The following is a 26,101-nucleotide window of genomic DNA, read 5'->3' on the forward strand; positions in this document are numbered from 1 at the left end:
CACGATTTACTAAAAGCAATGAATTGGTTTACAGCAGTTTGCAAACTTGTAAATGCAGGTGATAAATAAATTTTTTGGGGTTGATTTGCTAACGGTATGTAGTGGGCTGGTATAGAGCCAAAAAAGCCCCTGCACAGCAAGTGTGCAGGGGCTTTTAGTTACGTTACTACTGAAATTAAATCTGGTCTTTCAGCACAGCTACGGCTTCGCGCAGGGTGATGTCCTTCTTCAGGGGCTTCACAAAGCGAGAGGCGCGGTTTACCTTAATCGTATCGGCTCCCAACTGACGCAGGTCAAAAGTCAGCGGCGCAATGGCAATGGGCTGGGCTGCGTTCTGGATAGCCTCATACTTATCCGATTCAGCCTTGGCTTGCTCCTGCTCGGCGCGGTAGTTCGTCAGCTTCAACGATACTTTCGTGTCATCCTTCCGCTTCACCATGCGGGCCACCATATCCGACAGCTGCTTGAAGCTGGCGCTGCTATTCACGCGGGCGGTGCTGGCTTGGCGCAGTTTGTCGATAGCCGGAGCTGCATTCCAAGCGCGGTAGCGGGCGGGCGTAATTTCGTCCCACTTCAGGGGATAGTCGGTTTCCTTCTCACCCTGGTCGAGGTAGCTGTACGCGTCGGGCAGGATGATGTCGGGAATAACACCTTTGAACTGCGTCGAGCCGCCGTTGATGCGGTAAAACTTCGAAGTCGTGAGCTTCAGCGAGCCGAAGGGCTTGATGCTGTTAAACTCGGCGGGCATGGCTTCATCCAGATCAAAAATGCGCTGTACGGTGCCCTTGCCATACGTGCTGGCCGAGCCCATTACAACCCCACGCTTGTAGTCCTGAATAGCGGCGGCCAGAATCTCGGAAGCCGAGGCACTGTATTTGTTCACCAGCACTACCAGCGGGCCGCCGTACTGCACGCGCGGGTCACGGTCGTTGAGGATGGTAGGAGCACCCTGGGAGTTGCGTACCTGCACTACCGGGCCGCTTTCCACGAACAGGCCCGCCATTTCTACGGCGTCCTGCAGGGAGCCCCCACCGTTGAAGCGCAGGTCGAGCACTACGCCCTGTACGTTCTCCGCCTTCAGCTTTTCCAGCTCCTTTTTCACGTCGGCAGCCGAGCTGCGGCCCCCGTTGTCGTTGAAGTCGGCGTAGAAGTTCGGGAGCTTAATGTAGCCAAGCTTGGTGCCGTTGTCGTTGATGGTGGCCGACTGCGCGTAGGTTTCCTCAATCACGACCACGTCGCGGATGATGGAGATGACCTTCGTACTGGCATCCGGCTTTTTCACCGTCAGGCGCACTTCCGTGCCCTTCTTGCCTTTAATCATAGAAACGGCCTTGTCCAGACGCATACCTTCCACCGATACCGGCTCGGCCGGGCCCTGAGCAACGCGCAGAATAATGTCGCCGGCTTTCAGCTCGCCCTGGCGGTAGGAAGCGCTACCCGGAATAATATCCGAAACCTTAATCTGACCATCCTTCTCCTGTAGCGAAGCCCCGATACCCTCGAAACGGCCCGTCATGGCAATGTCGAAGGTTTCTTTGTCGCGGGGAGCAAAGTATTCGGTGTGGGGGTCGTAGGTGTTGGCAATGGTGTTGGCGTACATCGCCAGCCGGTCGTTAGCGTCCGTCTGCTGCAGGTCCTTAAAGTAATCATCAAAGTACTTTAGCACACGCTTACGGGCTTCGGCCTCCATCTGGGCCGGCGTACGGGTTGGCTCAGAAGTGGTAGCCGAAGAGGGGGTAGCGGAAGTAGAAGCCAACGGCTTGTCTTTCTTCTTGGCCTGCTCATCCATCATTTCCGATACCCGTACCATGGTCTGGTACTTCAGAAACTTACGCCACTCCTCGCGCTGGGCGGCTGCATTCGCCGCAAACGTCACCTTGTCCGATTCCGTCTCGAAGGTTTCGTCGGTGGTGAAATCGAAAGGTTTGGAGAGAATATCCCGGTACAGGCCCTGAATATCCTTCACGCGCTGGGCCATCAGTTGGGTACCCAGGTCCATGAACTCGTGGGTGCCGCGCTGCACTTGGTTGTCGATATCGTTCTGATACTTACGCAGCTGGTCCACATCGGACTGCAGCAGGAATTTCTTACTGCTGTCAAGGCGCTTCAGATACAGGTCGAAAACCCGTTTGGAGAAGGCGTCGTCAATGCGCTCAGGCTGGTAGTGAGCCTGGCTCAGGCCCTGGAGCATAGCCTTGATAAGAACTTCATCCTTCTGAGGGGAGCGGCCATCGTTGCGCCGGTACAGCTTGTAAGAAGCCAACACGAACACCGCCAGCAACACCGAGGCATACAAGCCTATCTTGAGTCGGGGGGAAGACATGAACTAACGGGGGGATGAAATGAAGAAAAGTCGGGAGAAGGGTGCCTGCTACAGGCTACGCACGGGCAATGCCGGCGGTTTTAGTAGAAAACGTTAGGGGAAAGGAAATAAGTGCCCGCTCAGGGTCTTTGCTAGTAGGATAAAGGTGGAAAAGAAGCCGGAAAGGTTGCACACGCGTAACCTAGCGCCCGCCGAATATAGGCCGAACAGCAAATAAGCACGGAATCGGGAATAGGCCGCATCCTTTAGCTGTTAAAAGCAAAAAAGCTCTTCCTGCCCGAAGGCAGGAAGAGCTTTTTGTTGCAAACCTGTTGCCAGATTAGTAGCGACGTACTTTGTCGCCACTGTGGCGACGGAATTCTTCTTCAAAGTAACGGGCATCTTCCTCGTTACGCGGACGCACACCCATTACGATGTTACCGTTTTTCACGTCGCTTTCATACTCAGCGGCGTGCTCTTCCGGGATGCCCGAGCCTACCAGGGCGCCTACCAGGCCACCCGTCAGACCACCGGCACCGGCACCAGCCAGCGCGGCAGCAATCGGGCCGGCAATTACCAGGCCCAAGCCGGGCAGAGCTACCGAGGTACCGATGGCGGCAATAGCGCCAATGATAGCCCCTGCGGTACCGCCAATGGCCGAGCCTACACCGGCACCTTCCATGGCTTTATCGCCCAGCTCGGTGTCAGGAGTGTGGTCGCCGAAGTGCGTTTTGCGGGTGTCATCCGACATCAGCACGTTCACGTCGTCTTTGCTGTAGCCCCGCGACGACAGTGACTGGTAGGCGCGCTCAGCGCTGTCACGGTCACGGAACGAGCCGTAAGTAGACGAGGAGCCGTACGTAGTATTGCTACCGGTTACAGCGCGGGCAGCATCGCCAGCGGCGTTTTGTACGGCATCAACACCAGCACCTACTGCAGCACCCGCCGAGCCGGCCATAGCTGCGCCCTTCTGGGTTGCGCTGTAATCGTGGTGAGCATTGGAGTCAGAGCCCGAAGTGCTGGACGAGCCATAAGAAGAGGACGAAGACGAACCCAGGCCACCTTGGTTAGAAGAATCACCGGTGCTGGCGTTACCCATGTTGCCGCTAGAGTTGGTGCTGCCAGTGCCGGCACCGTAGCCAGAGCCGGCCGAGCCAGTACCATAGTTAGCGCCTGAGCCAGTACCAGTGTTCGTCGGGTTGTTCGATTCGTTGGTGTTCATAAGGGTGGAATTGAAGTTGAATGGAAAGGAGAGAGTACCCCGATGCAGACTATTAATGAAGAAAATAATCCAACATCGGTTTCGATGTGCTTAACGGTAGCTCGTCTTACGGGGTTGCAGAAATATTTCTGGTCTTTGTATCCGCATCCATTCAAAAAAGGCTTCCGGAGCCCTTATGAGCCTTTTTATTTATTCAAATTTTTCGAAGTTGCTGTCGTCTTTCCAGAATTCACGGGCCTCACGCCGAATGGTTTTCAGGAAATCTTCCTGTTGCTTCAGCGCCCGCCACTCTCCCAGGCCCAACCGCTCGCAAAGCTTATAAAAGTTGTCGCCTTGGCCCTTGGATCCCTCTACTTTCACTAGGCAGCTCAGCAAGGGACGGCCGGCCCGGAATTCAGTTTCCGAGATTTCCGCCAGAATCTCGTTGAGTCGGGCTTTTTCGTGGGAGATGTCCAGATTCAGGCCTAGTTCTGCTTCCTGAACCAGATTCAGGTAACTGGTAGTGCCTACCTGGGTGCGGGCAAATCGGATCAAATGGCTGCGTACTCGGCCGGTCATGTGTGGGAAACGGGGGAAAGTGAAAGCGGAATGTAACAAAAAAAACACCCGCTGCTCCGGGAGAAAATCCGGGCAGCGGGTGCTCGCTAACCAAAACTGTGCCGATCAACTATATAGCGCTTAGGCCCGGGCTTTACGCCGGTTCATTTCTCTCTGTATCAGCAGAAACTCGCGGCTGCTTTGTCCGGCAATGGCCGTGTTTTCATCGGCCCGGCGGAGCAGGTAGGGCATTACTGCTTCCACAGGACCGTAGGGCACGTACTTGGCCGTATTATAGCCGGCATGCGCCAGGTTGTAGCTCAGGTTGTCGCTCATACCGTAAAGCTGGGCAAACCACACCCGGGGGTCGTTGGGGCGCAGACCGTGCTCGTGCATTAGCTCGGTGAGCAACAGCGAGCTGGCCTCGTTGTGGGTGCCCGCACAAATGCTAATGCGGTCAATGTGCTCAATGCAGTAGCGCAGCGCTTCGTTGTAGAGGTCGTCGGTGGCTTGTTTGCTGGAATTAATGGGATTAGGACGCCCCTGCTGCTGGGCCACCCGGCCTTCCTTTTCCATGTACGCCCCGCGCACCAGCTTGCCCCCCAAGTAATAGCCGCCGCGCTCAGCGTCGTGGTAGGCCTTGGCCAGAGCGTCAAGCCGGTCGTGGCGGTAGAGTTGGTAGGTGTTCCAGACTATGGCTGACTCGCGGTTATAGCGCTGCATCATCTCGTAGGCGAGCTGGTCAATGGTTTCCTGAAACCAGCTTTCCTCCGCGTCCACAAAAACCCGGACGCCATATTGATGCGCGCGGGCACAAATGGCATTGATGCGCTTTTTAGTCCGCTCGAAGCTAGCCTGCTCCGCTGGCGAAAGGGAGGTGCCCCGCTGTACTTTCTCCAGAATGGCCGCGTCGCCAACCCCGGTTACTTTGAATACGGAAAAGGGAATGTTCTGGGAACGGTGGGCCAGGTCAATAGTAGCCAGCAGCTCAGTGGTAGTGGCATCAAAGCTTTTATCGTTGCCTTCTCCCTCCACTGAGTAATCGAGGATGGTGCCAATGTGGTAGCGGCCTAGCTCCTGAATAACAGACAGACACTCCTGAATGGACTCGCCGCCACAGAATTGCTCGAAAATAGAGTTCTTGATCAGGAACTTCGTGCCGGGCAGCTGCCACTTCAGAGCGGTTTTCATCAGGCCCCCACCGGTTTTCACCAGCGAATTGTTGTTCATGGCCGCGAACAAGGCGTACATCTTGCGCAACTCACCATCCGACTTGGAGGCGAAAGCAACGGCAGTATTGTCGAAGGAAACGGGTGGGGCTTGCGTAGTGGGCATGGTGGGGGTGGTAGGGAATGAGTGGCAACCGGGTGGAAGTTGGTACCGCAAAGATAGCCGGTAAACATCGTTCCAAACCGGATAGTTGCCTCCTCATAATCCAAAACCAAGTAGCCCCACGGCCGAGCAGCGGCCGGTCCGCCGGCCCGGGCAATGCCGCGGCTACTGCCTACCGCGCCACCGTAATCCACACCAGGGCTGGCGTTCTGGGAAAGCCGCTACAGGCCTCTCTACAGGGGTGTACGCGCCGAGACTTCCGGCGCAGCCCGGATGTAGGTGTGGGCTGAGCTTTTGCCGCTGGCATCCTGCAGGTGCAGGCGGTTGCCGGAAACGGAGTAGTACTGATTGTTTTGGTAGCCCCGGTAAATAATAACGTGCTGTGAGGGTTTTCCGAAGCCGTTCATCACGCGCCGGACAGAGAAAGCCGCCGCACTTACCAGCTGCCCATCTTGGTAAAACCGCGCCCGCCCGCGCCGGTCAAACTCTACCAGCACCTGGTGGCCGGTATTGCCGGGCGTAAGTGCCCGTTGGTCGCCGGTTTCCGTTTGCTGCCACTCCCAGCGCCCCACTAGCTTTTCCTCTACAGTAGGCACCGATTCGCGGCTGCAGCCGCCCACAGCCAAGCCCGTAGCCGCCAATGCTAATCCAAATACACCACGCGTAAAAGAAGTCATAACTGAATAGAAAGTAAGTTGCACTGGTAGGAGCGAAATTCAGGCTGAATAGTTGCATCAAAGCAAGCTATTTTTGTCCGATTTCTTTTACTGCTGACAGGACTTTTTTTAAAACGATATTATTTTGAACGAAAACCTGTTCATTGGATCCGAGGCTTTGCCTGGACTGGGCACTCTGCTGAGCCGGCCGGCCGTTAGCCAGGTGTTTGTACTGCTGGATGCCAACACGGCCCGCTGCTGCCTGCCGCTGGTAGAAGGACAGCTGCCAGCGGGCTATACCCCTATTGAAATTTCGCCCGGCGAAGAATTTAAGACTCTGGCGACCTGCGAAGCCGTCTGGAGTTCTCTGACCGAGGCCCAGGCCGACCGGTACGCGGTGCTGGTGAACGTAGGGGGCGGAGTAGTAACGGACCTGGGAGGCTTTTGCGCAGCCCTGTATAAGCGCGGCATTGCTTTCGTGCAGGTGCCAACTACCCTGCTGGCCCAGGTAGATGCCAGCGTAGGCGGCAAAACCGGCGTCGATTTTCTGGGGTTCAAGAACCAGCTGGGGGTATTTCAGGAGCCCTTAGCCGTGTGCATCGAGCCGCGCTTCCTGCAAACCTTGGATCCGCGTCAGTTGAAATCGGGTTACGCCGAAGTAATAAAGCACTGGCTGATTGCCGATGCCGAGGCCTTTGCCCGCAACCGCAGCATTGGTGTCATGGTCGATGACTGGACGCCGCTCATCCGGGAATCGGTGGCGCTGAAGCAGCGCATTGTGGCCCAGGACCCCCTGGAGAGCGGACCGCGCAAGCTGCTCAACTTCGGGCACACGGTGGGCCACGCCCTCGAAAGCTACCTGCTTACCCAGCCCGGCCGCGAAATCCTGCACGGCGAAGCGGTAGCTGCCGGCCTGGTCTGCGAGGCCTGGCTAAGCCACCACAAGGGCCTGCTCAGTGCCCAGGAACTCGACCAGATTGAAACCTTCGTCTTCTCGGTATTCGAAAAGGTGCAGTTTGTAACGCTGGAAACCGAAGCCATTGCTGATTTCGCCCGCCAAGACAAGAAAAACGCGGCAAATAGTATCAACTGTACGCTGCTGGAAGGCATTGGCCGGGGAGTGTACAACCAGCCCGTAACGCTGGAAGAAATTGCGGCGTCGTTGCGCTACTACCACCGGTTATAGCTAACCCTTTGGGCAAAGCTCCAGCTTTGCCACTGCGGCCGCCTGTGGCGGGGCAGTGTTGTCATTGTTTCACGAGGTGCGAGGCTGGAGCTTTGCCCTGCAAAGTTGATAGTATCATTAATTCTTCCATCGCACTTTCCTGGAGCCGTGGGGCGCTACGCGGCAAAGCGCAGGTGCCGGCCTCAAAAAGCGAAAGCAACCGCGCCCTTATTATTCAGGCCCTGGCAGCAGGAGGGGAACTGCATAACCTCTCCGACGCCAACGACACGCGCCTGATGCGGCGTCTGCTGCAGGAGCCCACGGCTTCTGCCTTTGATGCCGAAGATGCTGGCACCGTGATGCGCTTTCTGACGGCTTACCTGGCCATGACGGGGCGGCAAACCGAGCTAACGGGCACCGCTCGCATGCTGGAGCGGCCCATCGGAATTCTGGTGGATGCCCTGCGCCAACTCGGGGCCCGCATCGACTACCAGGGCCAGGAAGGCTACCCGCCGCTGCGGCTGCAAGGCCGCACCCCGCAGCCCGCCACCGAAGAAGAGGCCGATTTCACTGAGTTGACCGTGCGTGGCGACATCAGCAGCCAGTACATTTCGGCCCTGCTCATGATTGGCCCTACGCTGCCCCACGGCCTACGCATCTGGCTGACCGGCAAGGTAGGCTCCCGCCCCTACATCCGGATGACGCAGGCCTTGATGCAGCATTTTGGGGCTAGTTGCCGCGACCTGGGCGAGGTGCTGGAAGTGCGGCCCCAAGCGTATCAGCCCACCAACTATACCGTGGAAGGCGACTGGTCGGCGGCCAGCTACTGGTACGCCATGGTGGCCCTGGCCCCGGCCGGTTCCTCGCTCACGCTGCCCACCCTGCGCCGCTACTCCTGGCAGGGCGACCAGGCCATTGTAGGCATTATGGAGAAGCTGGGCGTAAAAACCGAGTTTCTGGCCGATGAAGCCGTGCGCCTTACCCAAACGGAGCCTGCCGCTACCCTCACCCAGGATTTTACGGACTGCCCCGATCTGGCCCAAACGGTGGCCGTAGTGGCCGCTGCCCTCGGCGTCCCGGCGGAAATGACCGGCCTGGAAAGCCTGCGCATCAAGGAAACCGACCGCATTGCCGCCCTCCAAACCGAGCTGGCCAAGTTCGGGGGCAGCCTCACGGATGAGGGCAACGGTGTGTTCCGGGTGTCGGCGGCCGATTTCCGGGTAGCGGGCCAAACCGTGGCTACCTACCACGACCACCGCATGGCCATGGCGTTTGCCCCGCTGGCCTTGCGCGGCCCGCTCGCCGTGGAGGCGCCCCAGGTCGTGCGCAAATCCTACCCCCAATTCTGGGCAGAGCTGGAGCAGGCAGGGTTTACCACGGGCCCCACCCCGGCCCCGGTGTACTAAATCCGTAGCTTCTTCTTTCCCAACAAAACGCCGTGCATCACCTAATGCACGGCGTTTTGGTTAGCCGGCCTGAAGCTGTTTAACGTAAGCCGCCGAGTGGCGCAGCCGGCTGCCGTACCAGCTGAACAGCTCCCCATCCACAATCCGGATGCGAGCCTGGGGGCAGATTTCCTGGAACTCGGCCAGGTGCTTTTCCCCGAAAGGGTAGGGCTCGGAGGACAGCAGAATCTGCTGGGGCGCTGCGGCCCGGAGGAGTTCCGGCGTTACCTCGGGGTAGCGGCCGAGGTGGCCGAATACGTTGCGGAAGCCCGCCCGGCTCAGCAGGTCATCAATGAAGGTGCCGGCGGCGGCTACCATATACGGCTTACGCCAGATGAAATAGGCCGCCGGAATTGGGGCCGCCACCGGGGGTAGGGCTGCGAAGGACCACAGAATCTCCTGACTAATCTGTTCCGCCGCTTCCTTGCGGCCGGTAATCAGGCCCACCCGCCGAATCATATCCGTGGAATCGGTCAGCGTCAGAATGTCGCTCATCCACAGGGGGTAGCGGGCGGCCAGCTGCTCAATTCCGTCCTGATAGTTTTCCTCCTTGTTGCCAATGATAAGGTCGGGGCGCAGCTCGTCTATCTGCTCGAAGTGGAAGTTCTTGGTGCCGCCAATCACGGTGGCTGACTGCCGGGCCCCGGCCGGGTGCAGGCAGAATTTCGTGACGCCCACCACCCGGTCGCCCAGCCCCAGATCAAACAGCAACTCCGTCTGCGAGGGCACCAACGATACAATCCGGCGTGGTGGAAACGGCACGGCCACGCGCCGGTTCATCTGGTCGGTTACGGTTAGCGGCATCTGGAGCAGCGGCTCAGGAGTCATGCAACGGAGGTTAGGGTGAGCGACAGGGGTAGGAGGGAGCAAAAAAGGCTACACACTGAGCAGGGCCCAGGCTGTAGCCTTCTTTCAGATAAGTTGTTGCTGCTAAAGCTTAGCTGAAGTAGCGGAAATCGTGGCCATCCTCAATGCGCAACAGCGTCTCGTAGATGAGACGGGTCACGTTCTCTACGTCGTCCTTGTGCACGGTTTCTACGGTGGTGTGCATGTATTTGAGGGGTAGGGAAATCAGGGCCGAGGCGACGCCGGCGCTGGAGTAGGCAAAGGCGTCGGTATCGGTGCCGGTGGCGCGGGTAGCGGCGGCGCGCTGGAACAGAATTTCGCTGGCCTCCGCCGTTTCAATAATCAGGTCGCGCAGGTTGTTCTGCACGGCCGGGCCGTAGGTAATAACGGGGCCTTTGCCGCAGTGCAGGTCGCCGGAGGTTTTCTTCTCGTACATCGGGGCCTGCGTGTCGTGGATTACGTCCGTCACGATGGCCACGTCGGGCTGAATGCGGTGGGCAATCATTTCCGCGCCCCGCAGGCCGATTTCTTCCTGCACCGCATTCACAATGTAGAGGCCGAAGGGCAGCTGCTTGCCGTTTTCCTTGAGCATACGAGCTACTTCGGCAATCATGAAGCCGCCAATGCGGTTATCGAGGGCCCGGCCCACGTAAAACCGGTCGTTGAGCACCGTAAACTCGTCCTCGAACGTCACGACCGAGCCCACGTGAATGCCCATTTCCTCGACTTCCTCTTTGCTGGAAGCGCCGCAGTCCAGGAACACGGTTTCAATGGTAGGCGCCTTGTCCTGCTCTACCTTACGCACGTGAATGGCCGGCCAGCCGAACACGGCTTTCACGATGCCCTTCTTGGTGTGGATGTTCACGCGCTTGCTGGGGGCTACCAGGGGGTCGGAGCCGCCGTTTTTACGCAGGTAGAGGTAGCCCTCCTTGGTTATGTAGTTGACGAAGTAGCTGATTTCATCGGCGTGGGCCTCAATCACCACTTTGTACTTGGCCTCCGGGTTTACTACCCCCACCACGGTGCCATACGTATCCACGAAATACTCGTCGATGTAGGGCTTAAGGTATTCCAGCCACAGCTGCTGGCCTTCCTTCTCGAAGCCAGTAGGGGAGGGGTTGTTCAGGTATTGCTGAAGGAAGTCGAACGATTCTTGACGCATGAAAAAAGTGGCTAGATGGAGAGTTAAGCGGGGGCAGATATGCCCAGGTCGGCCCATTCTTCGCGGGCCGGACCATACACGCCCGGCACCCGCAGGCCAGCCTGGCGCATCAACACCGTGAGCTGACCGCGGTGGTGGGCCTGGTGCCGGATAAGTACGGACAACACAGTTCCCTTGGCCCAGGTATCACCATACATTGGCACCTTATCACGCAGCTGGTCGTCGGTCCAGTGCGCCGTAACAGCTGCAGTTACCTGAGGAGCCCAGTGCTGATACGCTGCATAAATTTCCTGAGCAGTAGTGGGCATAGCCTGTCCGTGCAGCTCGTCGGTGGACAAAACTCCGGCCGTGTGCGGCATTTCCGTCAGGCTTTGCACAATGTGCCAGGCTACCATTCCCAGGGTGCGGCCGCCGGGCGCAACCGGCTGGGCCAGCGAGGCATCCGTGAGAGCCGCCAACACCCGGCCGGTGGCGGCTACCTCATACTGCCAGTCTGTTGCGAAATCCGAAACAGAAGAATACATAATTCGACTAAGGAAAGAGGTGGCGCTTTACAGCGGAATGTTTCCGTGCTTCTTACGGGGTAGGGTATCGACCTTGTTCTCCAGCATCTTGAACGCCCGGATGAGCTTCTGGCGCGTCTGCGAGGGCAGAATTACTTCATCCACGAAGCCGCGGTGGGCGGCGCGGTAGGGGGTAGCAAACTTCTGCTGGTACTCATCCACCTTTTCCTGGAGCTTGGCTTCGGGGTCCTCGGCCGCGGCTATTTCGCGCTTGAAGATGATTTCGGCCGCGCCTTTAGCGCCCATTACCGCAATTTCAGCGGTGGGCCAGGCGTAGTTCATATCGGCCCCAATGTGCTTGGAGTTCATCACGTCGTAAGCCCCGCCGTAGGCTTTGCGGGTAATCACGGTGATGCGCGGCACGGTGGCTTCGCAGAAGGCGTAGAGCAGCTTGGCCCCGTTGGTGATGATGCCGCGCCACTCCTGGTCGGTGCCGGGCAGGAAGCCGGGCACGTCTTCCAGTACCAGCAGCGGAATGTTGAATGAGTCGCAGAAGCGCACGAAGCGGGCCGCTTTGGTCGAGGCGTTGATATCGAGCACGCCAGCCAGCACGGCGGGCTGGTTGCCCACAATGCCAATGCTGCGGCCGCCGAGGCGGGCAAAGCCTACCACAATGTTTTCGGCGAAGTTCTGGTGCACCTCCAGAAAAGAGTCGGTATCAATGATGCCCTCAATCACCTCCCGGATATCGTAGGGCTGGTTGGGGTTGTCGGGGATGATGCTGTCCAGCACCGCGCGCGACTCATCCTGGCCGGCTTCGTAAGGCACGACTGGGGCCGTTTCCTCGCAGTTCTGGGGCATGTAGCTCAGCAGGGCCTTGAGCTGGTTGATGCAGGCTACCTCGTTGGGAGCCGTGAAGTGCGTGACGCCGCTTTTGGTGGAGTGGGTGCTGGCGCCGCCCAGCTCTTCGCTGGTTACGTTTTCGTGAGTTACCGTCTTCACTACGTTCGGGCCGGTTACGAACATGTAGCTCGTGTCCTCCACCATCAGAATGAAATCAGTGATGGCCGGCGAGTACACCGCCCCGCCCGCGCACGGCCCCATGATGGCCGAAAGCTGCGGCACCACGCCCGAGGCCAGGGTGTTCTTATAAAAGATATCGGCGTAGCCGCCCAGGCTTACTACCCCTTCCTGAATACGGGCCCCGCCCGAATCGTTCAGGCCGATAACCGGGGCGCCGTTCTTCATGGCCAGGTCCATAATCTTCACGATTTTCTCGGCGTGGGTTTCGCTCAATGAGCCGCCGAACACCGTGAAATCCTGGGAGAAAACGTACACCAAACGGCCGTTTACGGTGCCGTAGCCCGTTACTACCCCGTCGCCGAGGTAATACTCCTTATCCAGGCCAAAGTCCTTGGAGCGGTGCATCACGAACTTGCCAATCTCCTCGAAGGAGCCTTCATCGAGCAGCAAGTCAATTCGCTCCCGGGCCGTGAGCTTGCCTTTTTTATGCTGGGCATCAATCCGGGCCTGGCCGCCGCCGAGCAGGGCCTCCTGGTTTTTCTGGGCGAGGATTTCGAGTTTGCTTAACTGGGCGGCAGTGCGCGAATCAGACATGCGGGGTGGGCTTGAGGAAGTCGGTTGTGCTAGGTAGGTCAGAAGCCAAAGGTAACGTACGGGTCAAGAAAAGCCGCACCAGAATTCTGGCGCGGCTTAGGAGGAAGCCACAGTGCTGATGATAGAGGTGGGGTACCCTTACGAAAGTAGATGAAGCTATGGGTGGTTTACGCTATAGCAGTTGATTACGAGCTGATTAAGCTGCTACACGATTCTTGCTAACAAGCTGCCTGCACGAACCAGTATAATTTATATCGATGCATTTTAATACCAGAAAATTTATGTTGTGGGAGGTGAAAAGACGATATTGCGGTACAAAGCAGTATTCCGGGCCGCGCCATTTCTTGCATGATCAACGTAACTAAGACCTTTTTGCCACCTCTCGAAGAGTATCATAAGCGGTTGCAAGGTGCATGGGAAAGTGGCTGGATAACTAACGAAGGCCCTTTAGTTCTAGAGTTAGAGGAGGCTTTGCGCCAATACTTAGGTGTGCGACACGTAATACTGGTGAGCAATGGCACGCTGGCCCTGCAACTTGCGGTGCGTGCCCTCGCCGTGCAGGGCGAGGTAATAACCACCCCATTTTCTTACGTTGCCACCACTAGCAGCCTTGTCTGGGAGCACTGCCAGCCGGTATTTGTGGATATCGACCCGCAGACGCTTTGCCTGAATCCGGCCCTGATAGAAGCCGCTATTACGCCTGCCACCCAGGCTATTGTAGCAACCCACGTGTTTGGCACGCCCTGCGATACCGAGGGAATAGAGCGGGTGGCCCGCCGCCACAACTTGCGCGTGATTTACGACGCCGCCCATTCGTTTGGGGTGCGCTACCGGGGTAGCTCGGTGCTGCAGTACGGCGATGTTTCAACCCTGAGCTTCCATGCCACCAAACTCTTTCACACCGGTGAAGGGGGGGCTCTCGTTACCAACGACGACGACTTGGCGCGCCGGTTAGCTTACTTGCGTAACTTCGGTCATCAGGATGCGCATTCATTTGCTGGTCTGGGTATCAACGCCAAAAACTCTGAGATTCACGCGGCGCTGGGGTTGTGCGTGTTGCCTTATGTCCCCCGGTTGATAGCCCGGCGCCGTAGCTTGGCGGAGCTTTACGACCAGCTGCTAGCCCCCGCCAAGTTGCAGCGCCCCCAATTGCCGGTCGGCACGGAAATGGTGCACTCCTACTATCCCGTCTTGTTTGAGTCGGAGGCCAGCCTGTTACGCGTTCGTAAAGCGTTGAATCAGGCAGAAATTTTCCCTCGGCGCTACTTCTACCCCTGCTTAACCACCCTACCGTATGTGCTGCCCGCCCACTGCCCGGTCGCGGCCGATGCGGCAAGCCGGGTGCTGTGCCTGCCGCTCTACTATGAGTTGGCCGAAGCCGACGTGGCGCGCATTGCTACCATTGTTCTGGCTGCTATTGGTAGTTAACTAATCCGACGGACGTGAAGGATGCTATGCACTTTCGTATCCTGCCTTCACCTGCCCTGCCCCTCCTTAACCCAGAATCATAATGCGCGTGGCCGTAATGCAGCCGTATTTGTTTCCCTACTTAGGCTATTTTCAGCTTTTGCGGGCGGCCGATAAGTTTGTGTTGCTCGACGATGTGCAATTCATCAAGCGGGGGTGGATTAACCGGAACCGTATTCTGGTAAACGGCCAGGAGCACTTGTTTACGATTCCGCTGGAGGGCGTCTCGCAGCACAAGCTGATTCAGCAGGTGCAAGTGCAAGCTGAGCAGCACGCCCGCCGCAAGCTTCTGCAAACCATCAGGCAAGCCTATAAAAAAGCACCGTATTTCGCCGCTTGCTTTCCGTTGCTGGAGCAGGTGCTGCTTTCTCCGCCCTCGCTGGCGGTTACTGACATGGCGCACGCAAGTTTGCTTGCCGTGGGCCACTACCTGGGCTGGGAGCCGCAGCTCTACCTGAGCTCGGCGCTACCGAAAGAGCCGGGTCTGAGCGGCGCCGACCGGATACTGGCTATCTGCCATGAACTGAAAGCTGATCAGTACGTGAACATGGAGGCCGGCCGCCCGCTGTACGACGCCGCTCATTTTGCCGGACGGGGGGTAGAGCTGCAGTTCTTGCGGGCCCGCTTGCTGCCATATCCCCAGGCGGCCCCGACCTTCGTGCCGGGTTTGTCCATCATCGATGTGCTAATGCAAAACTCTCCCGCCTGGGTGCGGGAAACTCTTGCGCAGGCAGAAGTGTCTGCGGCATAAGTAACGTTCTTCCACCTTTCTCTCTCACCTCATGCAGCCAACCAACACCTCCTCGCCTCATCATGCCATTGTTGCTCAGTGCGAAAGCTACCTGCACACTCACGGCGATAATCACTTGGGGGTAGGCTGGCCCAACGAGGCCGATGCGCATACCCGCTACGGGGTGATGCTGGACCTGCTGCGAGATGCTGGGGCAGCGCCCGCGCGCGTTCTGGATTTTGGGTGCGGCCCGGCGCACTTTTATCAGTATCTGCTGGATCAAAAGGGGGCAGACCAGGTGAGCTATACTGGGCTCGACGTATCAGAGCGGTACCTCCAGCTGGCCCGAGCTAAATACCCCGATGTGTCCTTTCTGGCCCTGGACGTGTTGCGTGAGCCAGAAAACCTGCCGGAATATGACTACATTCTGATGAACGGGGTGCTCACTCAGAAATGCACCGTGGGCTTCGACGACATGTGGGCTTATGCGCAGCAACTACTGCTCACCGTATTCGCAAAGGCACGGGTCGGATTGGCTTTTAACGTAATGACCAAGCACGTAGACTGGGAACGGGAGGACCTCTTTCACCTACCCCTGGATATGCTGATGGCTTTCCTAAAAAAGCATCTGAGCCGGCACGTGGTCATTCGTCACGATTATGGCCTGTACGAATATACGGCCTACGTGTACCGGGAGCCCCAGCGTTAGGCCCCAGGCATGGACACTTCTGTTTTCCCACCCACTGCGCCTAACTCCGAGCGGGTGCCCCTGGTGAGCGTCTGGTTGATTACCTACAACCACGAGCCCTACATCGCGCAAGCCATTGAAGGCGTACTAATGCAGAAAACAACCTTTGCGGTTGAGCTGGTTATAGGAGAAGACTGTTCCTCTGACCGCACGCGCGAGATAGTGCTGGCCTATAAGGAGAAGTACCCCGACCGCATCAAGTTGTTTCTCTCGCCTGAAAACCTGGGTATGGTGCCGGTGTTGGAACCAACCTTTGCTATGTGCCGGGGCAAATACGTGGCTATGCTCGATGGCGACGATTACTGGACGGACTCGCAGAAGCTGCAAAAGCAAATTGACTTAATGGAAGCTGATGCCACGTGCAACATCAGCTTCCACTCCGTACAGGTGTACGACGAAAGCTCCGGCCGGTATACCCTGCCACCTCACCCTGCTTGGTCCAGCGTCTCCCAAGGCCTGGATCTTCATGAGTTCATCCACCTTGGCAATCCTATATATACCGTATCAGCAATATTCCGGCGACTGACTCCGGAATTACCAGCTTACTATTATCAGCTGCCGTATCCGGATCTGGCTATTTACTACCTGGTGTTGGCTGCCGGTGGTAGGGCCTGCTACCTGCCCGAGGTAATGGGCGTGTACCGTCGCCACGCGAAAGGAGCTTTTACTGGTGCCAGCTGGTTGAAAAAACGTCAGGATTCTCTGCTCTTCTTTAACATTTTGCAGCAGCATCTACCCGCCCGCTATCAGCAGCAGTTAGCCGTAGAGCGTCAGCTTATTCTCTATGAACTGCTGTTTACCAAGCTGAAGCGCGGGAAAATGAAAGCCGCTTATCGCTATTTTCAGTCAATTGACTGGTCCTACGTTCCACCTTCCTCGGTAACTTTTAGTCGGCCGCACCGGTACACCGCCGCTGTATTGCGTGCGCTAGGGAAGCTGGCTTCCAAATAATCTACTATTCACCCGGTATGGGTAGCGCCTGCGTTATTAACTAAGTGTAGTAGAAAGTCTGCGCTGAGTTTAATGGTCAGGTTTCACAGTAGTAACTAAGTCAAACAAAAACAGCCGGTTCCTTTGCAGGAACCGGCTGTTTTTGTTTACTCCAGCTGATTATTCGCCTTTCTTCTTCGAGTCGTTCGGCTCGTCGTCGTTGGGCTCAGGAGCTTCTTCGGGTCGCTCGTCGCTGGCGAGGTTGAGTTGCTCACCGCTCTTGCTTACCGAGAAGGTCAGCTCTTCGGCGCCGGCCGTGTAGTCAGCCGTGATGACGTCGCCCTGGGCAATTTCCGCTTTCAGGATTTCCTCGGCAATCGGGTCTTCGATGTACTTCTGGATAGCCCGGTTCAATGGGCGTGCGCCGTATTTAGGATCGTAGCCTTTCTCGGCCACGAAGTCCTTGGCGGCGTCGGTCAGCTCCACGCGGTAGCCCAACGTCTGGATGCGGCCCAGCAGCTTCGACAGCGAAATGTCGATGATGCGGTGAATATCCTGCTTCTCCAGGGAGTTGAACACGATAACGTCGTCCAGACGGTTGAGGAATTCCGGCGAGAAGGTTTTCCGCAGGGCGTTGGTGATGGTGCCCTTGGTAATCTCATCCATGTTTTCCTGGCGAGCCTTGGTGCCGAAACCGATGCCAGCACCGAAGTCCTGCAGGTCACGGGCCCCAATGTTCGAGGTCATGATGATGATGGTGTTACGGAAGTCCACCTTACGGCCCAATCCATCGGTCAGGATACCGTCGTCGAGCACCTGCAGCAGCAGGTTATACACGTCGGGGTGGGCCTTTTCAATCTCGTCGAGCAGGATAACCGAGTAGGGCTTGCGGCGGATTTTCTCCGTCAGCTGACCGCCTTCCTCGTAGCCCACGTAGCCGGGAGGCGCGCCTACCAGGCGCGAGATGCTGAACTTCTCCATGTACTCCGACATGTCAATCCGCACCAGCGAATCTTCCTTGTCGAAGAGGTAGGTAGCCAGCACCTTGGCCAGTTCCGTTTTACCTACCCCCGTCGGGCCGAGGAACACGAACGAGCCAATCGGCTTCTTCGGATCTTTCAGGCCTACGCGGGTACGCTGGATGGCTTTCACCAGTTGCTTGATGGCCTTGTCCTGTCCGATTACCTTGCCCTGCAGCTCTTCGCCCATTTTCAGGAGCTTGGAGCTTTCGTTCTGAGCCACACGCGAAACAGGGATGCCGGTCATCATGGCAATAACCTCGGCCACGTTTTCCTCCTTCACGGTGTAGCGCTTCTTCTTGGTCTCTTCTTCCCAGTCCTTCTTGGCCTGGTCGAGCTGATCAATCAGCTTCTTCTCCGTGTCGCGCAGCTTGGCGGCTTCCTCGTATTTCTGCGACTTCACCACGCGGTTTTTCTCCGTCTTGATGTTCTCAATCTGCTCTTCGAGCTTGAGAATATCCTCGGGCACCACAATGTTATTGATGTGCACGCGGGCCCCGGCCTCGTCCAGAATGTCGATGGCCTTATCTGGCAGGAAACGGTCCGACATGTAGCGGTCCGACAGCTTCACGCAGGCTTCAATGGCCTTATCGGTGTACAGAACGTGGTGGTGGTCCTGATACTTGTCCTTGATGTTGTTCAGGATTTCGATGGTTTCCTCGGGCGTGGTGGGGTCCACCATTACCATCTGGAAACGACGGGCTAGGGCACCATCCTTCTCGATGTACTGACGATACTCATCAAGCGTGGTAGCGCCAATGCATTGGATTTCGCCGCGGGCCAGGGCGGGCTTGAACATATTGCTGGCATCCAGCGAGCCGGAAGCGCCGCCAGCACCTACAATGGTGTGCAGTTCGTCAATGAACAAAATCACGTCGGGCGACTTCTCCAACTCATTCATCACGGCCTTCATACGCTCCTCGAACTGGCCGCGGTATTTGGTACCCGCTACCAGCGAGGCAAGGTCGAGCGTAACGACGCGTTTGCCGAACAGCACGCGCGACACCTTCTTCTGGATGATGCGCAGGGCGAGGCCTTCGGCAATGGCGGTCTTACCTACGCCGGGCTCACCAATCAGGATGGGGTTGTTCTTTTTGCGGCGCGACAGAATCTGAGCAACCCGCTCGATTTCTTTTTCGCGGCCTACAATGGGGTCGAGCTTGTCTTCCTCGGCGAGCTTGGTCAGGTCGCGGCCGAAGTTATCGAGCACCGGCGTGCGCGACTTCTCGTTGCCCTTCTTAGGGGTAGCCCCGGCGCCGGCACCGCCGCGGCCTGCGCTGCCACCAAAGAGGCGGTCGTTGTCGTCGTCGTCGGCCTCGGGGCCGTTGGTGGGGTTGTTCGCCGTGTTACCGTGGTAGTCCAGCGAATCACGTACGGATTCGTAGTTCACGTTGAATTTGCTCAGGATTTGGGACGAAATGTTGTCTTCATCGCGCAGAATCGACAGCAGCAGGTGCTCCGTGCCAATGATTTCGCTTTTGAAGATTTTAGCTTCCAGGTAGGTAATCTTGAGTACTTTCTCGGTCTGCTTCGTCAGGGGGATGGAGCCGGTAATGCTCGTGCCCTGGGTAGCGGTATTGCGGGTAGCCTGTTCGAGAGCGTACTTCAGCTCGTCCACGGATACGCCCAATTTCTTGAGCAGACCAATGGCCGTGCCTTCCCCCTCGCGAATCATGCCCAGCAATAAGTGCTCAGTACCGATATAGTCGTGCCCGAGCCGGATGGCTTCCTCCCGGCTCAGGGAGATGACCTCCTTGACACGATTTGAGAATTTAGCTTCCATGCAGATAAGGTAGTGAAGAAAAACGGAACCCCGCAAGCCCTAAGACAGGCCTGGCGGGTTGGGCCGCTGTACTCTGAAAACAGAAGGAGGCGGGCTAAGGTTCGGAGGCGGCAAGTACACTACGTAAGAAAACTGCCGGCGGCCGGTCCCTGCGTAAAAAGCAGGTCTAAGATGCTGAGTCCCGGTACAAAATCTTTACCAAACGTCTGCCGGTAGGGCCGAACCGACGTCCTGTCAGGTTCCGCCGGGGCCGCTGCTTTCGGTGTCAGCCAATCGCGCCGATCCAGCAGAGAGACAGGGGTAGGAGAGGGGTAGTACTCGGGGGTGAGATGAATGGGCAACCGTAGCCGCAGGCAGCGCAGCTGCAGCCGCAGCAAGCTCAGGTTTAACTCGAACAGAAGGGAAGGCTTTTGTACGTAGATATCGTGCAGATAGTCGGCGTAGTACTCGAAATACGGCGAGCCGCCGTAAGCGGTTTGCAGGGTGCGCCAGTGTCGGTGTACCCAATTCTGGCGGTAGTCGATTTCAATGGCCGATGTTAGCACTTTTTCGCTCCGGTTGCCATCAATAACCGGCACGGTCAGCGGCTGTACTCCCTGGGCCGTGAGGATAAGACAGCGGTTGCGGTACGTTTGTTTGCGGTAGTTGTCATGGGCTTCCAGGTAGAGAGCCTCGGCGCCAAGAAGTTCAGCAAAAAAGGCCGCGGGCGGATTGTACTGCGACTCGAAAAGAATAGCGGGCATGAAAAAAAACTAGTGCCACCAACGGCAAGGAAAGCGTGATAATACGGCCCAACGGGCAAATACGGAGGCCCAGTGCCGAAACCGACCGGCGGCAGCGGCCTTGCTTCCGAATATGGGGAAGGTTTGTACAAAAGTGGGACAGTACTTTTGAAACGCCATCAGGGAGGACCGTGTTTGCCCACCGCCGTTTCAGGCGAACCGGCCTTTTTAATGTACCGACATTCTGACACTATGCCCTCCGGACTCAGACTTCTGCTGACCATTTGCCTGCTTTGCCTACCCTTCGCGGCGGTCCGGGCCCAACACCAGCTGCAGCTGGACGTAGCCCGTTTCCGGAGCACGGATGTGGCCGTGAAGGGCGGAACAGTAGAAATCTACGCTACCGTGTCGGGCAAGCACCTGACGTACCAGCGCCGGGGCCCCAAGCTGTTTCAGGCCGGGGCTACCGTTACGCTGGAGGCCGTGCGCCCCGATGGCTCGGCTATCTATCAGGAAACCATAACCCTGCGGCCCCCAGTGTTGCGCGATACCACAGCGGCCATCAAAAACCCGATCAGCTTTCAAAAGCGCATTACGCTGCCCGAAGGGCGCTATATCCTGCGTGGCCACCTCCGCGACCAGTACCGCGCCGCCAACACCGATATTGTAGAACGGCCTCTGGTAATGGAGTTTAGCAGCACGAAACCCGGGCTGAGCGACGTAGTACTGCTCAGCAAGCCGGCCAGCCGCTCTACTGTGGAAGCAAATAATTTTATACGAAATGGCCTGAGCCTGACCCGAACTCCGGGCGGACTGTATGCGCGCGGCATGGATAAGCTGTACTTTTACGCCGAGCTGTACAATGCCTCGGCCGGGCAGCCGCTGGTTCTTCGCTACCGGTTGCGGGCTGCCAAAACTACCAAGGATGCTGTGGCCAGCCAGGGCGCTACGCAAGGTGCGGAGGGTAGGCCCACAGTGCTAACCGGTGAGTTGGACCTGACGAAGGTACCAGCCGGCGAGTACCTGCTCACGCTGGAAATTCGAAACGCTAAAAATCAAGTGCTGACCACCCAAACCACCACCGTGCGCCGCAACCCGGCCGATTACGCTCCGGCTGGGGCCGTTATGCCCCGATGAGTGCGGCCCGCGTTGCCCCAAAATCCTACCCCTGGTATTACCGGCCGGTAGAATGGTTGCTCCTCGGCCTCTCGTACCTGCCCTTCCCAGTGCTGTACGCTGTGGCCCGGGGATTTTACCTGCTGCTGGCGTATGTGGTGCGCTACCGTAAGCGCGTGGTACTGGAAAACCTGCGCAATTCTTTTCCAGAAAAATCGGGAGCTGAAATTGAAAAGTTGGCGCACCAGTTTTACTGGCACTTCTCGCAGGTGATGGTGGAGGTCATTAAACTGGCAACCATGCCGGCGGCAGAGCTGAAGCGGCGTGTGTTGTTTCGGAATCCGGAAGTGCTGGAGCGCCACTTTGCCAACCAGCGCACGGTGCTCGGGCTTTCCTCGCACGCGGGCAACTGGGAGTGGGTCCTGACCTCCGGAGCCTTATGGCTGTCAGCGCACACAGATGGCGTGTATAAGCCCCTGAGTAACCCCTTCTTCGAGAGCTTCATGTATCGGTTGCGCACCCGCATGGGTTCGGGGCTGATTCCTATGCGCGACACCTTGCGCGATATGGTACAGCGGAAAGGCGAAGTGCGGGTAGTAAGCATGCTGTCAGACCAGGCCGCGGGCCCGGAGGACCGGCCGTACTGGACTACCTTCATGAACCAGGATGCTGGTTTTTACACCAGCACGGAGCGGCTGGCCACTCGTTTCCGGTGCCCGGTGGTGTACGTCAGCATCCGGCGCCTACGGCAAGGCTACTACGAAATCGTGCTGACGGAACTCTACGATGGTGATTCGCCCCTGCCCGCCAACGACTTCCCCCTTACCGCCGCGTTCGTGCACCAGTTGGAGCAGGATATTCGCCTGTTCCCCCCGGATTACCTCTGGACTCACCGCCGGTGGAAGCACAAGAGAGTAACGGAGTAAGCTGAGTAGCTGCTAACACTCAGCAAAGCCCCAGCGCCCCGACGCTAACCGTTCAACGGCAGGTGTCACTTCGCTGGGGCTTGGTTGGGTGTGAATAGCGGCCGGTTGCTACCCCTGTGCTACTGTTGAGGAGCTTTGTACGGCCAGGGGGGGTAGCGGACTGCGTATGGGTCGGCCTCGCGCGGCTACCCCAACACCTGGCGCCTGAGACTACAGATACTGTTCGATGTCGCCGGCGCCCTGGCGGATAATGTCGAAGTCCTCGTTGGTGCAGTCCACCACGGTGCTGGCAATGTTGTTGCCGAAACCGCCGTCGATGACCAGATCCACCAGCGGACGATACTTCTCGAAAATAAGGTCGGGGTCGGTGCTGTACTCCAGAATCTCGTCGTCGTCGTGAATGGAAGTAGAAACGATGGGGTTACCCAGCTCGCGCACCAGAGTGGTGCAGATCTGGTTATCGGGCACCCGAATACCAACGGTTTTGCGCTTGACGCCACCGTAGCGCGGAGCTTTGGTACTAGCTTCAAAAATAAAGGTAAACGGCCCGGGCAGCGCTTTTTTAAGCACCTTGTACACGGGTGTGGTAATGCCGTTGGCGTAGTCAGTGATATGTGAAAGGTCGGAGCAGATAAACGACAGATTGGCCTTTTCGGGATGAATGCCTTTAATGCGGCAGAGCTTTTCTACGGCGCGGGCATTATGAATGTCGCAGCCCAGGCCATATACCGTGTCCGTTGGATAAATGATAACCCCCCCGTTCCGCAGCACTTCTACGGCTTGGGCAATACGGTTCTGGGGTGGGTTGTCGGGGTGAATGCGAAGCAAAGTTGCAGACATAGCGAAGGCAGTTGAGTAAGCAGCAAACCCGGCGCCGGCGGACGACGGGGACGGTCAAGGTACAAGGCCCTAAAGAAACCTGCTACCCTTTTCGATAAAAACTCCCGGCGGGTTGCCGCTGCCTGCAGCAGCGGCACAAAAAAAGCCCCGGCGCCATGGGCCGGGGCTTTTCTTATAGATAGGCGGTCAGCTTATTGCTTGGTTACTTTGTGGGTGCTGAACGAGTCGCCGTTTTGTACCTGCACCACGTAGTTGCCGGCCTGCAGGGAGCGGAGGCTGAAAGTGCCATCGGCGGCGGCGGTGCCGCGCAGTACCGTGCGGCCCATCAGGTCCGAAACGGTTACGGCAGCTTTCTGGGCGCGGCCCGAAACCTGAATGGTCACAGCCTCAGCGGTGGGGTTAGGGAAAATAGCCACGTTGCTGGCGGCAATAACGTTGCGGCTGCTCAGCGCGGTAGTGCCCGTAGAAATAGCGAAATCATCAACGGCCAGCAGGGCATCGGTACCCCCGTCGTTGGTGTCTTTCCAGCGGATCCACATGGTAGCGCCGGCCGGCCAGGTGATATTACTGATCGAGCCAGCAATGGCCGCCCGGTTAGCGGCTTCATTGCCGTTAATAGGAGCCGTAGATACGTTAGCGTTAGCTACCTCCGTGATATTGAGAGCCGTTACAGCCGTCCAGGTGCCGGTGGTCAGGCTGGTGGCATCCAGGCTATATTCAAAGGCCAGCACTTCCGTCAGGTCAACGGCGCTACCGGATTTCCACTGCTCGCCCCGAAAGGCCATGTTCACCCGGGTTACCGCGGCGCCTGTGCCGTTGGTGAACGCTGCCCCGAAAGCGGGTACCGTCGAGCCCGAGGCAATAGTACCAAACGCACGGTCGGGGTCATTAGCCAGACCTACGTTATAGATGCCGCCCGACGTGCTATTGCCATCGGAAGCAGATAGATCCAGTGCCTGGTTCAGGGTGCCAGAGCCCCCCAGACGGACTGCGCTCCAGCCAGCCGGATACGTAGTACCCGCCACCCCAATGCCATCAAAGTTTTGGGTGTAAATAGCGCCGGCCGCTACGCTAACAGGAGTAACCGTTTGCGCCGAGGCTGAAACACAGGCGCCCGTGCCCAGTAGCAAGCCCAGCAGGCTGCGGAACACCGATTTGGAAGTGTAAGAGTGTTGCATGATAAAAGAAAAGAGAAAGGGGTGAAGAATTAGAACTCGTACTTTTGAGCAGCAAATCTACCTGCTATCCGTTGCCAGGTCCAATATAAGATTGGATATGCAATGTTACCGTTTTGTTACCTCTTCCGCTTCATGGCCAAAACCCGCATCGATTACAAAGCCAACGCCACGCGCCGTCGCAACCGGTTTGCATACGTTACCGGTATTTTTGGGTTGCTGCTTGTCACTTTTTCCTACTATTTCTACCAGGTTTTTTTCACGCCTAATATTGATACCAAGGGCCGGCCGGCCTACGTGGTCGTGCGGCGGGGAGAGTCGGCCAAAGCTGTGCTGGATTCCATTGAGGCCACCGGCGTAGTCATTGACAAGCTCAGCCTGCGCTTTGTGGCCCGCCTGCTGAAGTACGACCAGCTGGTAAAGCCCGGCCGCTACGAGCTGAAAAATGGCTACACCAACCGGCAGCTGATTAATGATTTGCGCACGGGTAGCAACAAGCTGCCCCTGATGCTGACGTTCCAGAACATCCGGCTGCGGCAGGACCTGGCCCGCAAGTTGAGCACCACCATTGATGCGCGCCCCGGCCAGTTTGATTCTCTGCTGACCTCGCCGGCCTACACCAAAAGCCTGGGTTTCGATACCACGAGCATTCTCACCATGTTCATTCCGAACACCTACGAGCTGCTCTGGAACACCTCCGCCGACAACCTCATGCACCGGATGAAGAAGGAGTATGAGAAGTTCTGGACGCCGGAGCGCGACGCCCAGCGCAAAAAGTTGGGCCTGAGCCGGGCCGAAGTGAGCACCTTGGCCAGCATTGTGGAGGCCGAGCAGCAGCAGCACGCCGACGAGCGGCCCCGGGTGGCCGGCGTGTACCTCAACCGCCTCAAGCGCGGCATGAAGCTACAGGCCGACCCCACCGTGGTGTACGCCAACCGCGACTTTACCATCAAGCGCGTGCTCAACGTGCACCTGGCCAAAGACTCGCCCTACAACACCTACAAATACGGCGGCCTGCCGCCCGGCCCCATCAACCTGCCCAGCATTGCCAGCATTGATGCCGTGCTGAACCCCGAAAGCCACGACTACCTTTACTTCTGCGCCAAAGAGGATTTCAGCGGCTACCACGCCTTTGCCCGCAACGAGCAGGAGCACCTCGTAAACGCCCGCCGCTACCAGGCCGCCCTCAGCCGGGCCGGCATTATGAAGTAAATTCAGTGGAGGGTTGCCAGTTACTGGTTGTCAGTGGAAGATGACCGGTAACTGGCAACCCGCAACTGACAACTCACAACTGATATGTATTCCTACGACACCCACATCCGCGTTCGGTACGCCGAAACCGACCAGATGGGCTACGTGTACCACGGTAACTATGCGGCTTATTTTGAGGTAGCCCGCACCGAGGCTTTCCGGCAGCTGGGCATCCGGTACAAGGATCTGGAGGCCGATGGGGTAGGCATGCCGGTAGGCGAAATCCGCACCCGCTTCCGCCGCCCCGCCCGCTACGACGACCTGCTGACCGTGCGCCTCCTGCTCCGGCAGCCCCCCGAAGGCTCCCGGATATTGTTTGAATATGAAATCCGCAACGAAGCCGATGAGCTCCTGACCGAAGGCCACACCCTGATGGTGTTCGTGAGCATGGCTACCGGCCGGCCCGGGGCTATTCCGGCCGATATTCAGGCCAAGCTGGCGCCCTACTTCACCGACGACGAAACCGCCGGCCCCCTCACGCCGCCCAAAGCCCCCACCGATGCTCCCGCCCCGGCGGCTTTCCTGAAATAGAGTAACACTAGAGTAGTTGAGGAGCTGCGTAACTGAGCATATGTGCAGGGCCGCTTGTTTTCGGCCGGCTGCTCAG

At 57.8% G+C, this 26,101-nt stretch carries 23 protein-coding genes; 10 read left to right on the forward strand and 13 right to left on the reverse strand.

Annotated elements, in window-relative coordinates; all coding sequences use genetic code 11:
* Positions 1-175: 175 nt before the first annotated feature.
* The 5 genes from GGU46_RS06525 to GGU46_RS06545 form a co-directional block, all read right to left on the reverse strand.
* Positions 176-2,323, reverse strand: a complete 2,148-nt coding sequence (locus tag GGU46_RS06525; protein ID WP_183402760.1) for a carboxy terminal-processing peptidase — start codon at positions 2,321-2,323, stop codon at positions 176-178.
* A 319-nt stretch (positions 2,324-2,642) separates the two neighbouring features.
* On the reverse strand, positions 2,643-3,524 hold the full coding sequence (locus tag GGU46_RS22565; RefSeq protein ID WP_394353390.1) for a hypothetical protein: 882 nt from the start codon (positions 3,522-3,524) through the stop codon (positions 2,643-2,645).
* A 189-nt stretch (positions 3,525-3,713) separates the two neighbouring features.
* Positions 3,714-4,082, reverse strand: a complete 369-nt coding sequence (locus GGU46_RS06535; RefSeq protein WP_183402761.1) for a hypothetical protein — start codon at positions 4,080-4,082, stop codon at positions 3,714-3,716.
* A gap of 120 nt (positions 4,083-4,202) precedes the next feature.
* A complete protein-coding gene (locus GGU46_RS06540) occupies positions 4,203-5,396 on the reverse strand; it encodes a proline dehydrogenase family protein (RefSeq protein WP_183402762.1) in 1,194 nt (397 codons plus the stop codon).
* A gap of 230 nt (positions 5,397-5,626) precedes the next feature.
* Positions 5,627-6,070, reverse strand: coding sequence for a hypothetical protein (locus tag GGU46_RS06545; RefSeq protein WP_183402763.1), 444 nt, complete (start codon positions 6,068-6,070; stop codon positions 5,627-5,629).
* A gap of 124 nt (positions 6,071-6,194) precedes the next feature.
* Between GGU46_RS06545 and aroB the strand changes: the two genes are divergently transcribed.
* Both aroB and GGU46_RS06555 read left to right on the forward strand, forming a co-directional pair.
* Positions 6,195-7,235, forward strand: coding sequence for a 3-dehydroquinate synthase (gene aroB, locus GGU46_RS06550; protein ID WP_215906277.1), 1,041 nt, complete (start codon positions 6,195-6,197; stop codon positions 7,233-7,235).
* Between the two features lie 92 nt (positions 7,236-7,327).
* Positions 7,328-8,620 (forward strand): 3-phosphoshikimate 1-carboxyvinyltransferase, encoded by a 1,293-nt coding sequence (locus GGU46_RS06555; protein ID WP_215906278.1) that lies wholly within the window; start codon positions 7,328-7,330, stop codon positions 8,618-8,620.
* A 60-nt stretch (positions 8,621-8,680) separates the two neighbouring features.
* Here GGU46_RS06555 and GGU46_RS06560 read toward each other — a convergent pair whose 3' ends face one another.
* The 4 genes from GGU46_RS06560 to GGU46_RS06575 all read right to left on the reverse strand — a co-directional run bounded on the left by GGU46_RS06560 (position 8,681) and on the right by GGU46_RS06575 (position 12,787).
* Complete coding sequence (locus GGU46_RS06560) at positions 8,681-9,487, reverse strand: helical backbone metal receptor (RefSeq protein WP_246398889.1); 807 nt, start codon at positions 9,485-9,487, stop codon at positions 8,681-8,683.
* A gap of 109 nt (positions 9,488-9,596) precedes the next feature.
* Positions 9,597-10,667: a M42 family metallopeptidase gene (locus tag GGU46_RS06565; RefSeq protein WP_183402764.1), complete on the reverse strand. Its 1,071-nt coding sequence runs from the start codon at positions 10,665-10,667 to the stop codon at positions 9,597-9,599.
* Between the two features lie 23 nt (positions 10,668-10,690).
* On the reverse strand, positions 10,691-11,191 hold the full coding sequence (locus GGU46_RS06570; protein WP_183402765.1) for a DinB family protein: 501 nt from the start codon (positions 11,189-11,191) through the stop codon (positions 10,691-10,693).
* Between the two features lie 27 nt (positions 11,192-11,218).
* The gene (locus GGU46_RS06575; protein WP_183402766.1) at positions 11,219-12,787 is read right to left on the reverse strand and encodes an acyl-CoA carboxylase subunit beta; all 1,569 of its coding nucleotides are present in this window, start codon (positions 12,785-12,787) and stop codon (positions 11,219-11,221) included.
* A gap of 348 nt (positions 12,788-13,135) precedes the next feature.
* Here GGU46_RS06575 and GGU46_RS06580 point away from each other — a divergent pair, with 348 nt between their 5' ends.
* From GGU46_RS06580 to GGU46_RS06595, 4 genes are all read left to right on the forward strand, one after another.
* The gene (locus tag GGU46_RS06580) at positions 13,136-14,215 is read left to right on the forward strand and encodes a DegT/DnrJ/EryC1/StrS family aminotransferase (RefSeq protein WP_183402767.1); all 1,080 of its coding nucleotides are present in this window, start codon (positions 13,136-13,138) and stop codon (positions 14,213-14,215) included.
* A gap of 82 nt (positions 14,216-14,297) precedes the next feature.
* Positions 14,298-15,005 (forward strand): WbqC family protein, encoded by a 708-nt coding sequence (locus tag GGU46_RS06585; RefSeq protein WP_183402768.1) that lies wholly within the window; start codon positions 14,298-14,300, stop codon positions 15,003-15,005.
* Between the two features lie 31 nt (positions 15,006-15,036).
* Positions 15,037-15,693 carry a methyltransferase gene (locus GGU46_RS06590; protein WP_183402769.1) on the forward strand — a complete coding sequence of 219 codons (657 nt, stop codon included), beginning with the start codon at positions 15,037-15,039 and terminating at the stop codon, positions 15,691-15,693.
* A gap of 9 nt (positions 15,694-15,702) precedes the next feature.
* Positions 15,703-16,683, forward strand: coding sequence for a glycosyltransferase family 2 protein (locus GGU46_RS06595; protein WP_183402770.1), 981 nt, complete (start codon positions 15,703-15,705; stop codon positions 16,681-16,683).
* A gap of 159 nt (positions 16,684-16,842) precedes the next feature.
* Here GGU46_RS06595 and GGU46_RS06600 read toward each other — a convergent pair whose 3' ends face one another.
* Both GGU46_RS06600 and GGU46_RS06605 read right to left on the reverse strand, forming a co-directional pair.
* On the reverse strand, positions 16,843-19,464 hold the full coding sequence (locus GGU46_RS06600; RefSeq protein WP_183402771.1) for an ATP-dependent Clp protease ATP-binding subunit: 2,622 nt from the start codon (positions 19,462-19,464) through the stop codon (positions 16,843-16,845).
* Between the two features lie 119 nt (positions 19,465-19,583).
* A complete protein-coding gene (locus tag GGU46_RS06605; protein ID WP_183402772.1) occupies positions 19,584-20,207 on the reverse strand; it encodes a WbqC family protein in 624 nt (207 codons plus the stop codon).
* A 231-nt stretch (positions 20,208-20,438) separates the two neighbouring features.
* Here GGU46_RS06605 and GGU46_RS06610 point away from each other — a divergent pair, with 231 nt between their 5' ends.
* Both GGU46_RS06610 and GGU46_RS06615 read left to right on the forward strand, forming a co-directional pair.
* A complete protein-coding gene (locus tag GGU46_RS06610) occupies positions 20,439-21,323 on the forward strand; it encodes a hypothetical protein (protein WP_183402773.1) in 885 nt (294 codons plus the stop codon).
* Positions 21,320-22,228, forward strand: a complete 909-nt coding sequence (locus GGU46_RS06615) for a lysophospholipid acyltransferase family protein (protein ID WP_183402774.1) — start codon at positions 21,320-21,322, stop codon at positions 22,226-22,228. The genes GGU46_RS06610 and GGU46_RS06615 overlap by 4 nt, the downstream gene beginning before the upstream one ends.
* 210 nt (positions 22,229-22,438) lie before the next feature.
* On the opposite strand, the gene GGU46_RS06620 is transcribed toward GGU46_RS06615, so the two are convergent.
* The gene (locus GGU46_RS06620) at positions 22,439-23,068 is read right to left on the reverse strand and encodes an L-threonylcarbamoyladenylate synthase (RefSeq protein WP_139924072.1); all 630 of its coding nucleotides are present in this window, start codon (positions 23,066-23,068) and stop codon (positions 22,439-22,441) included.
* Positions 23,069-23,259: 191 nt separating this feature from the next.
* Positions 23,260-24,246, reverse strand: coding sequence for a T9SS type A sorting domain-containing protein (locus GGU46_RS06625; protein WP_183402775.1), 987 nt, complete (start codon positions 24,244-24,246; stop codon positions 23,260-23,262).
* 132 nt (positions 24,247-24,378) lie between these two features.
* Here GGU46_RS06625 and mltG point away from each other — a divergent pair, with 132 nt between their 5' ends.
* Entirely contained in the window at positions 24,379-25,455 is a 1,077-nt protein-coding gene (gene mltG, locus GGU46_RS06630; protein ID WP_183402776.1) for an endolytic transglycosylase MltG, read from the forward strand.
* Positions 25,456-25,539: 84 nt separating this feature from the next.
* Complete coding sequence (locus tag GGU46_RS06635; protein WP_183402777.1) at positions 25,540-26,025, forward strand: acyl-CoA thioesterase; 486 nt, start codon at positions 25,540-25,542, stop codon at positions 26,023-26,025.
* The last annotated feature ends 76 nt before the right edge of the window (positions 26,026-26,101 follow it).

It is taken from the genome of Hymenobacter latericoloratus, from assembly GCF_014199535.1.
Lineage (GTDB): Bacteria > Bacteroidota > Bacteroidia > Cytophagales > Hymenobacteraceae > Hymenobacter > Hymenobacter latericoloratus.

Bases quoted from the DNA above. Each gene is read 5' to 3' on its own strand.
- GGU46_RS06525 (WP_183402760.1), bottom strand. From the start codon at position 2,323: ATGTCTTCCCCCCGACTCAAGATAGGCTTGTATGCCTCGGTGTTGCTG.
- GGU46_RS22565 (WP_394353390.1), bottom strand. From the start codon at position 3,524: ATGAACACCAACGAATCGAACAACCCGACGAACACTGGTACTGGCTCA.
- GGU46_RS06535 (WP_183402761.1), bottom strand. From the start codon at position 4,082: ATGACCGGCCGAGTACGCAGCCATTTGATCCGATTTGCCCGCACCCAG.
- GGU46_RS06540 (WP_183402762.1), bottom strand. From the start codon at position 5,396: ATGCCCACTACGCAAGCCCCACCCGTTTCCTTCGACAATACTGCCGTT.
- GGU46_RS06545 (WP_183402763.1), bottom strand. From the start codon at position 6,070: ATGACTTCTTTTACGCGTGGTGTATTTGGATTAGCATTGGCGGCTACG.
- GGU46_RS06560 (WP_246398889.1), bottom strand. From the start codon at position 9,487: ATGACTCCTGAGCCGCTGCTCCAGATGCCGCTAACCGTAACCGACCAG.
- GGU46_RS06565 (WP_183402764.1), bottom strand. From the start codon at position 10,667: ATGCGTCAAGAATCGTTCGACTTCCTTCAGCAATACCTGAACAACCCC.
- GGU46_RS06570 (WP_183402765.1), bottom strand. From the start codon at position 11,191: ATGTATTCTTCTGTTTCGGATTTCGCAACAGACTGGCAGTATGAGGTA.
- GGU46_RS06575 (WP_183402766.1), bottom strand. From the start codon at position 12,787: ATGTCTGATTCGCGCACTGCCGCCCAGTTAAGCAAACTCGAAATCCTC.
- GGU46_RS06580 (WP_183402767.1), top strand. From the start codon at position 13,136: ATGATCAACGTAACTAAGACCTTTTTGCCACCTCTCGAAGAGTATCAT.
- GGU46_RS06585 (WP_183402768.1), top strand. From the start codon at position 14,298: ATGCGCGTGGCCGTAATGCAGCCGTATTTGTTTCCCTACTTAGGCTAT.
- GGU46_RS06590 (WP_183402769.1), top strand. From the start codon at position 15,037: ATGCAGCCAACCAACACCTCCTCGCCTCATCATGCCATTGTTGCTCAG.
- GGU46_RS06595 (WP_183402770.1), top strand. From the start codon at position 15,703: ATGGACACTTCTGTTTTCCCACCCACTGCGCCTAACTCCGAGCGGGTG.
- GGU46_RS06600 (WP_183402771.1), bottom strand. From the start codon at position 19,464: ATGGAAGCTAAATTCTCAAATCGTGTCAAGGAGGTCATCTCCCTGAGC.
- GGU46_RS06605 (WP_183402772.1), bottom strand. From the start codon at position 20,207: ATGCCCGCTATTCTTTTCGAGTCGCAGTACAATCCGCCCGCGGCCTTT.
- GGU46_RS06610 (WP_183402773.1), top strand. From the start codon at position 20,439: ATGCCCTCCGGACTCAGACTTCTGCTGACCATTTGCCTGCTTTGCCTA.
- GGU46_RS06615 (WP_183402774.1), top strand. From the start codon at position 21,320: ATGAGTGCGGCCCGCGTTGCCCCAAAATCCTACCCCTGGTATTACCGG.
- GGU46_RS06620 (WP_139924072.1), bottom strand. From the start codon at position 23,068: ATGTCTGCAACTTTGCTTCGCATTCACCCCGACAACCCACCCCAGAAC.
- GGU46_RS06625 (WP_183402775.1), bottom strand. From the start codon at position 24,246: ATGCAACACTCTTACACTTCCAAATCGGTGTTCCGCAGCCTGCTGGGC.
- mltG (WP_183402776.1), top strand. From the start codon at position 24,379: ATGGCCAAAACCCGCATCGATTACAAAGCCAACGCCACGCGCCGTCGC.
- GGU46_RS06635 (WP_183402777.1), top strand. From the start codon at position 25,540: ATGTATTCCTACGACACCCACATCCGCGTTCGGTACGCCGAAACCGAC.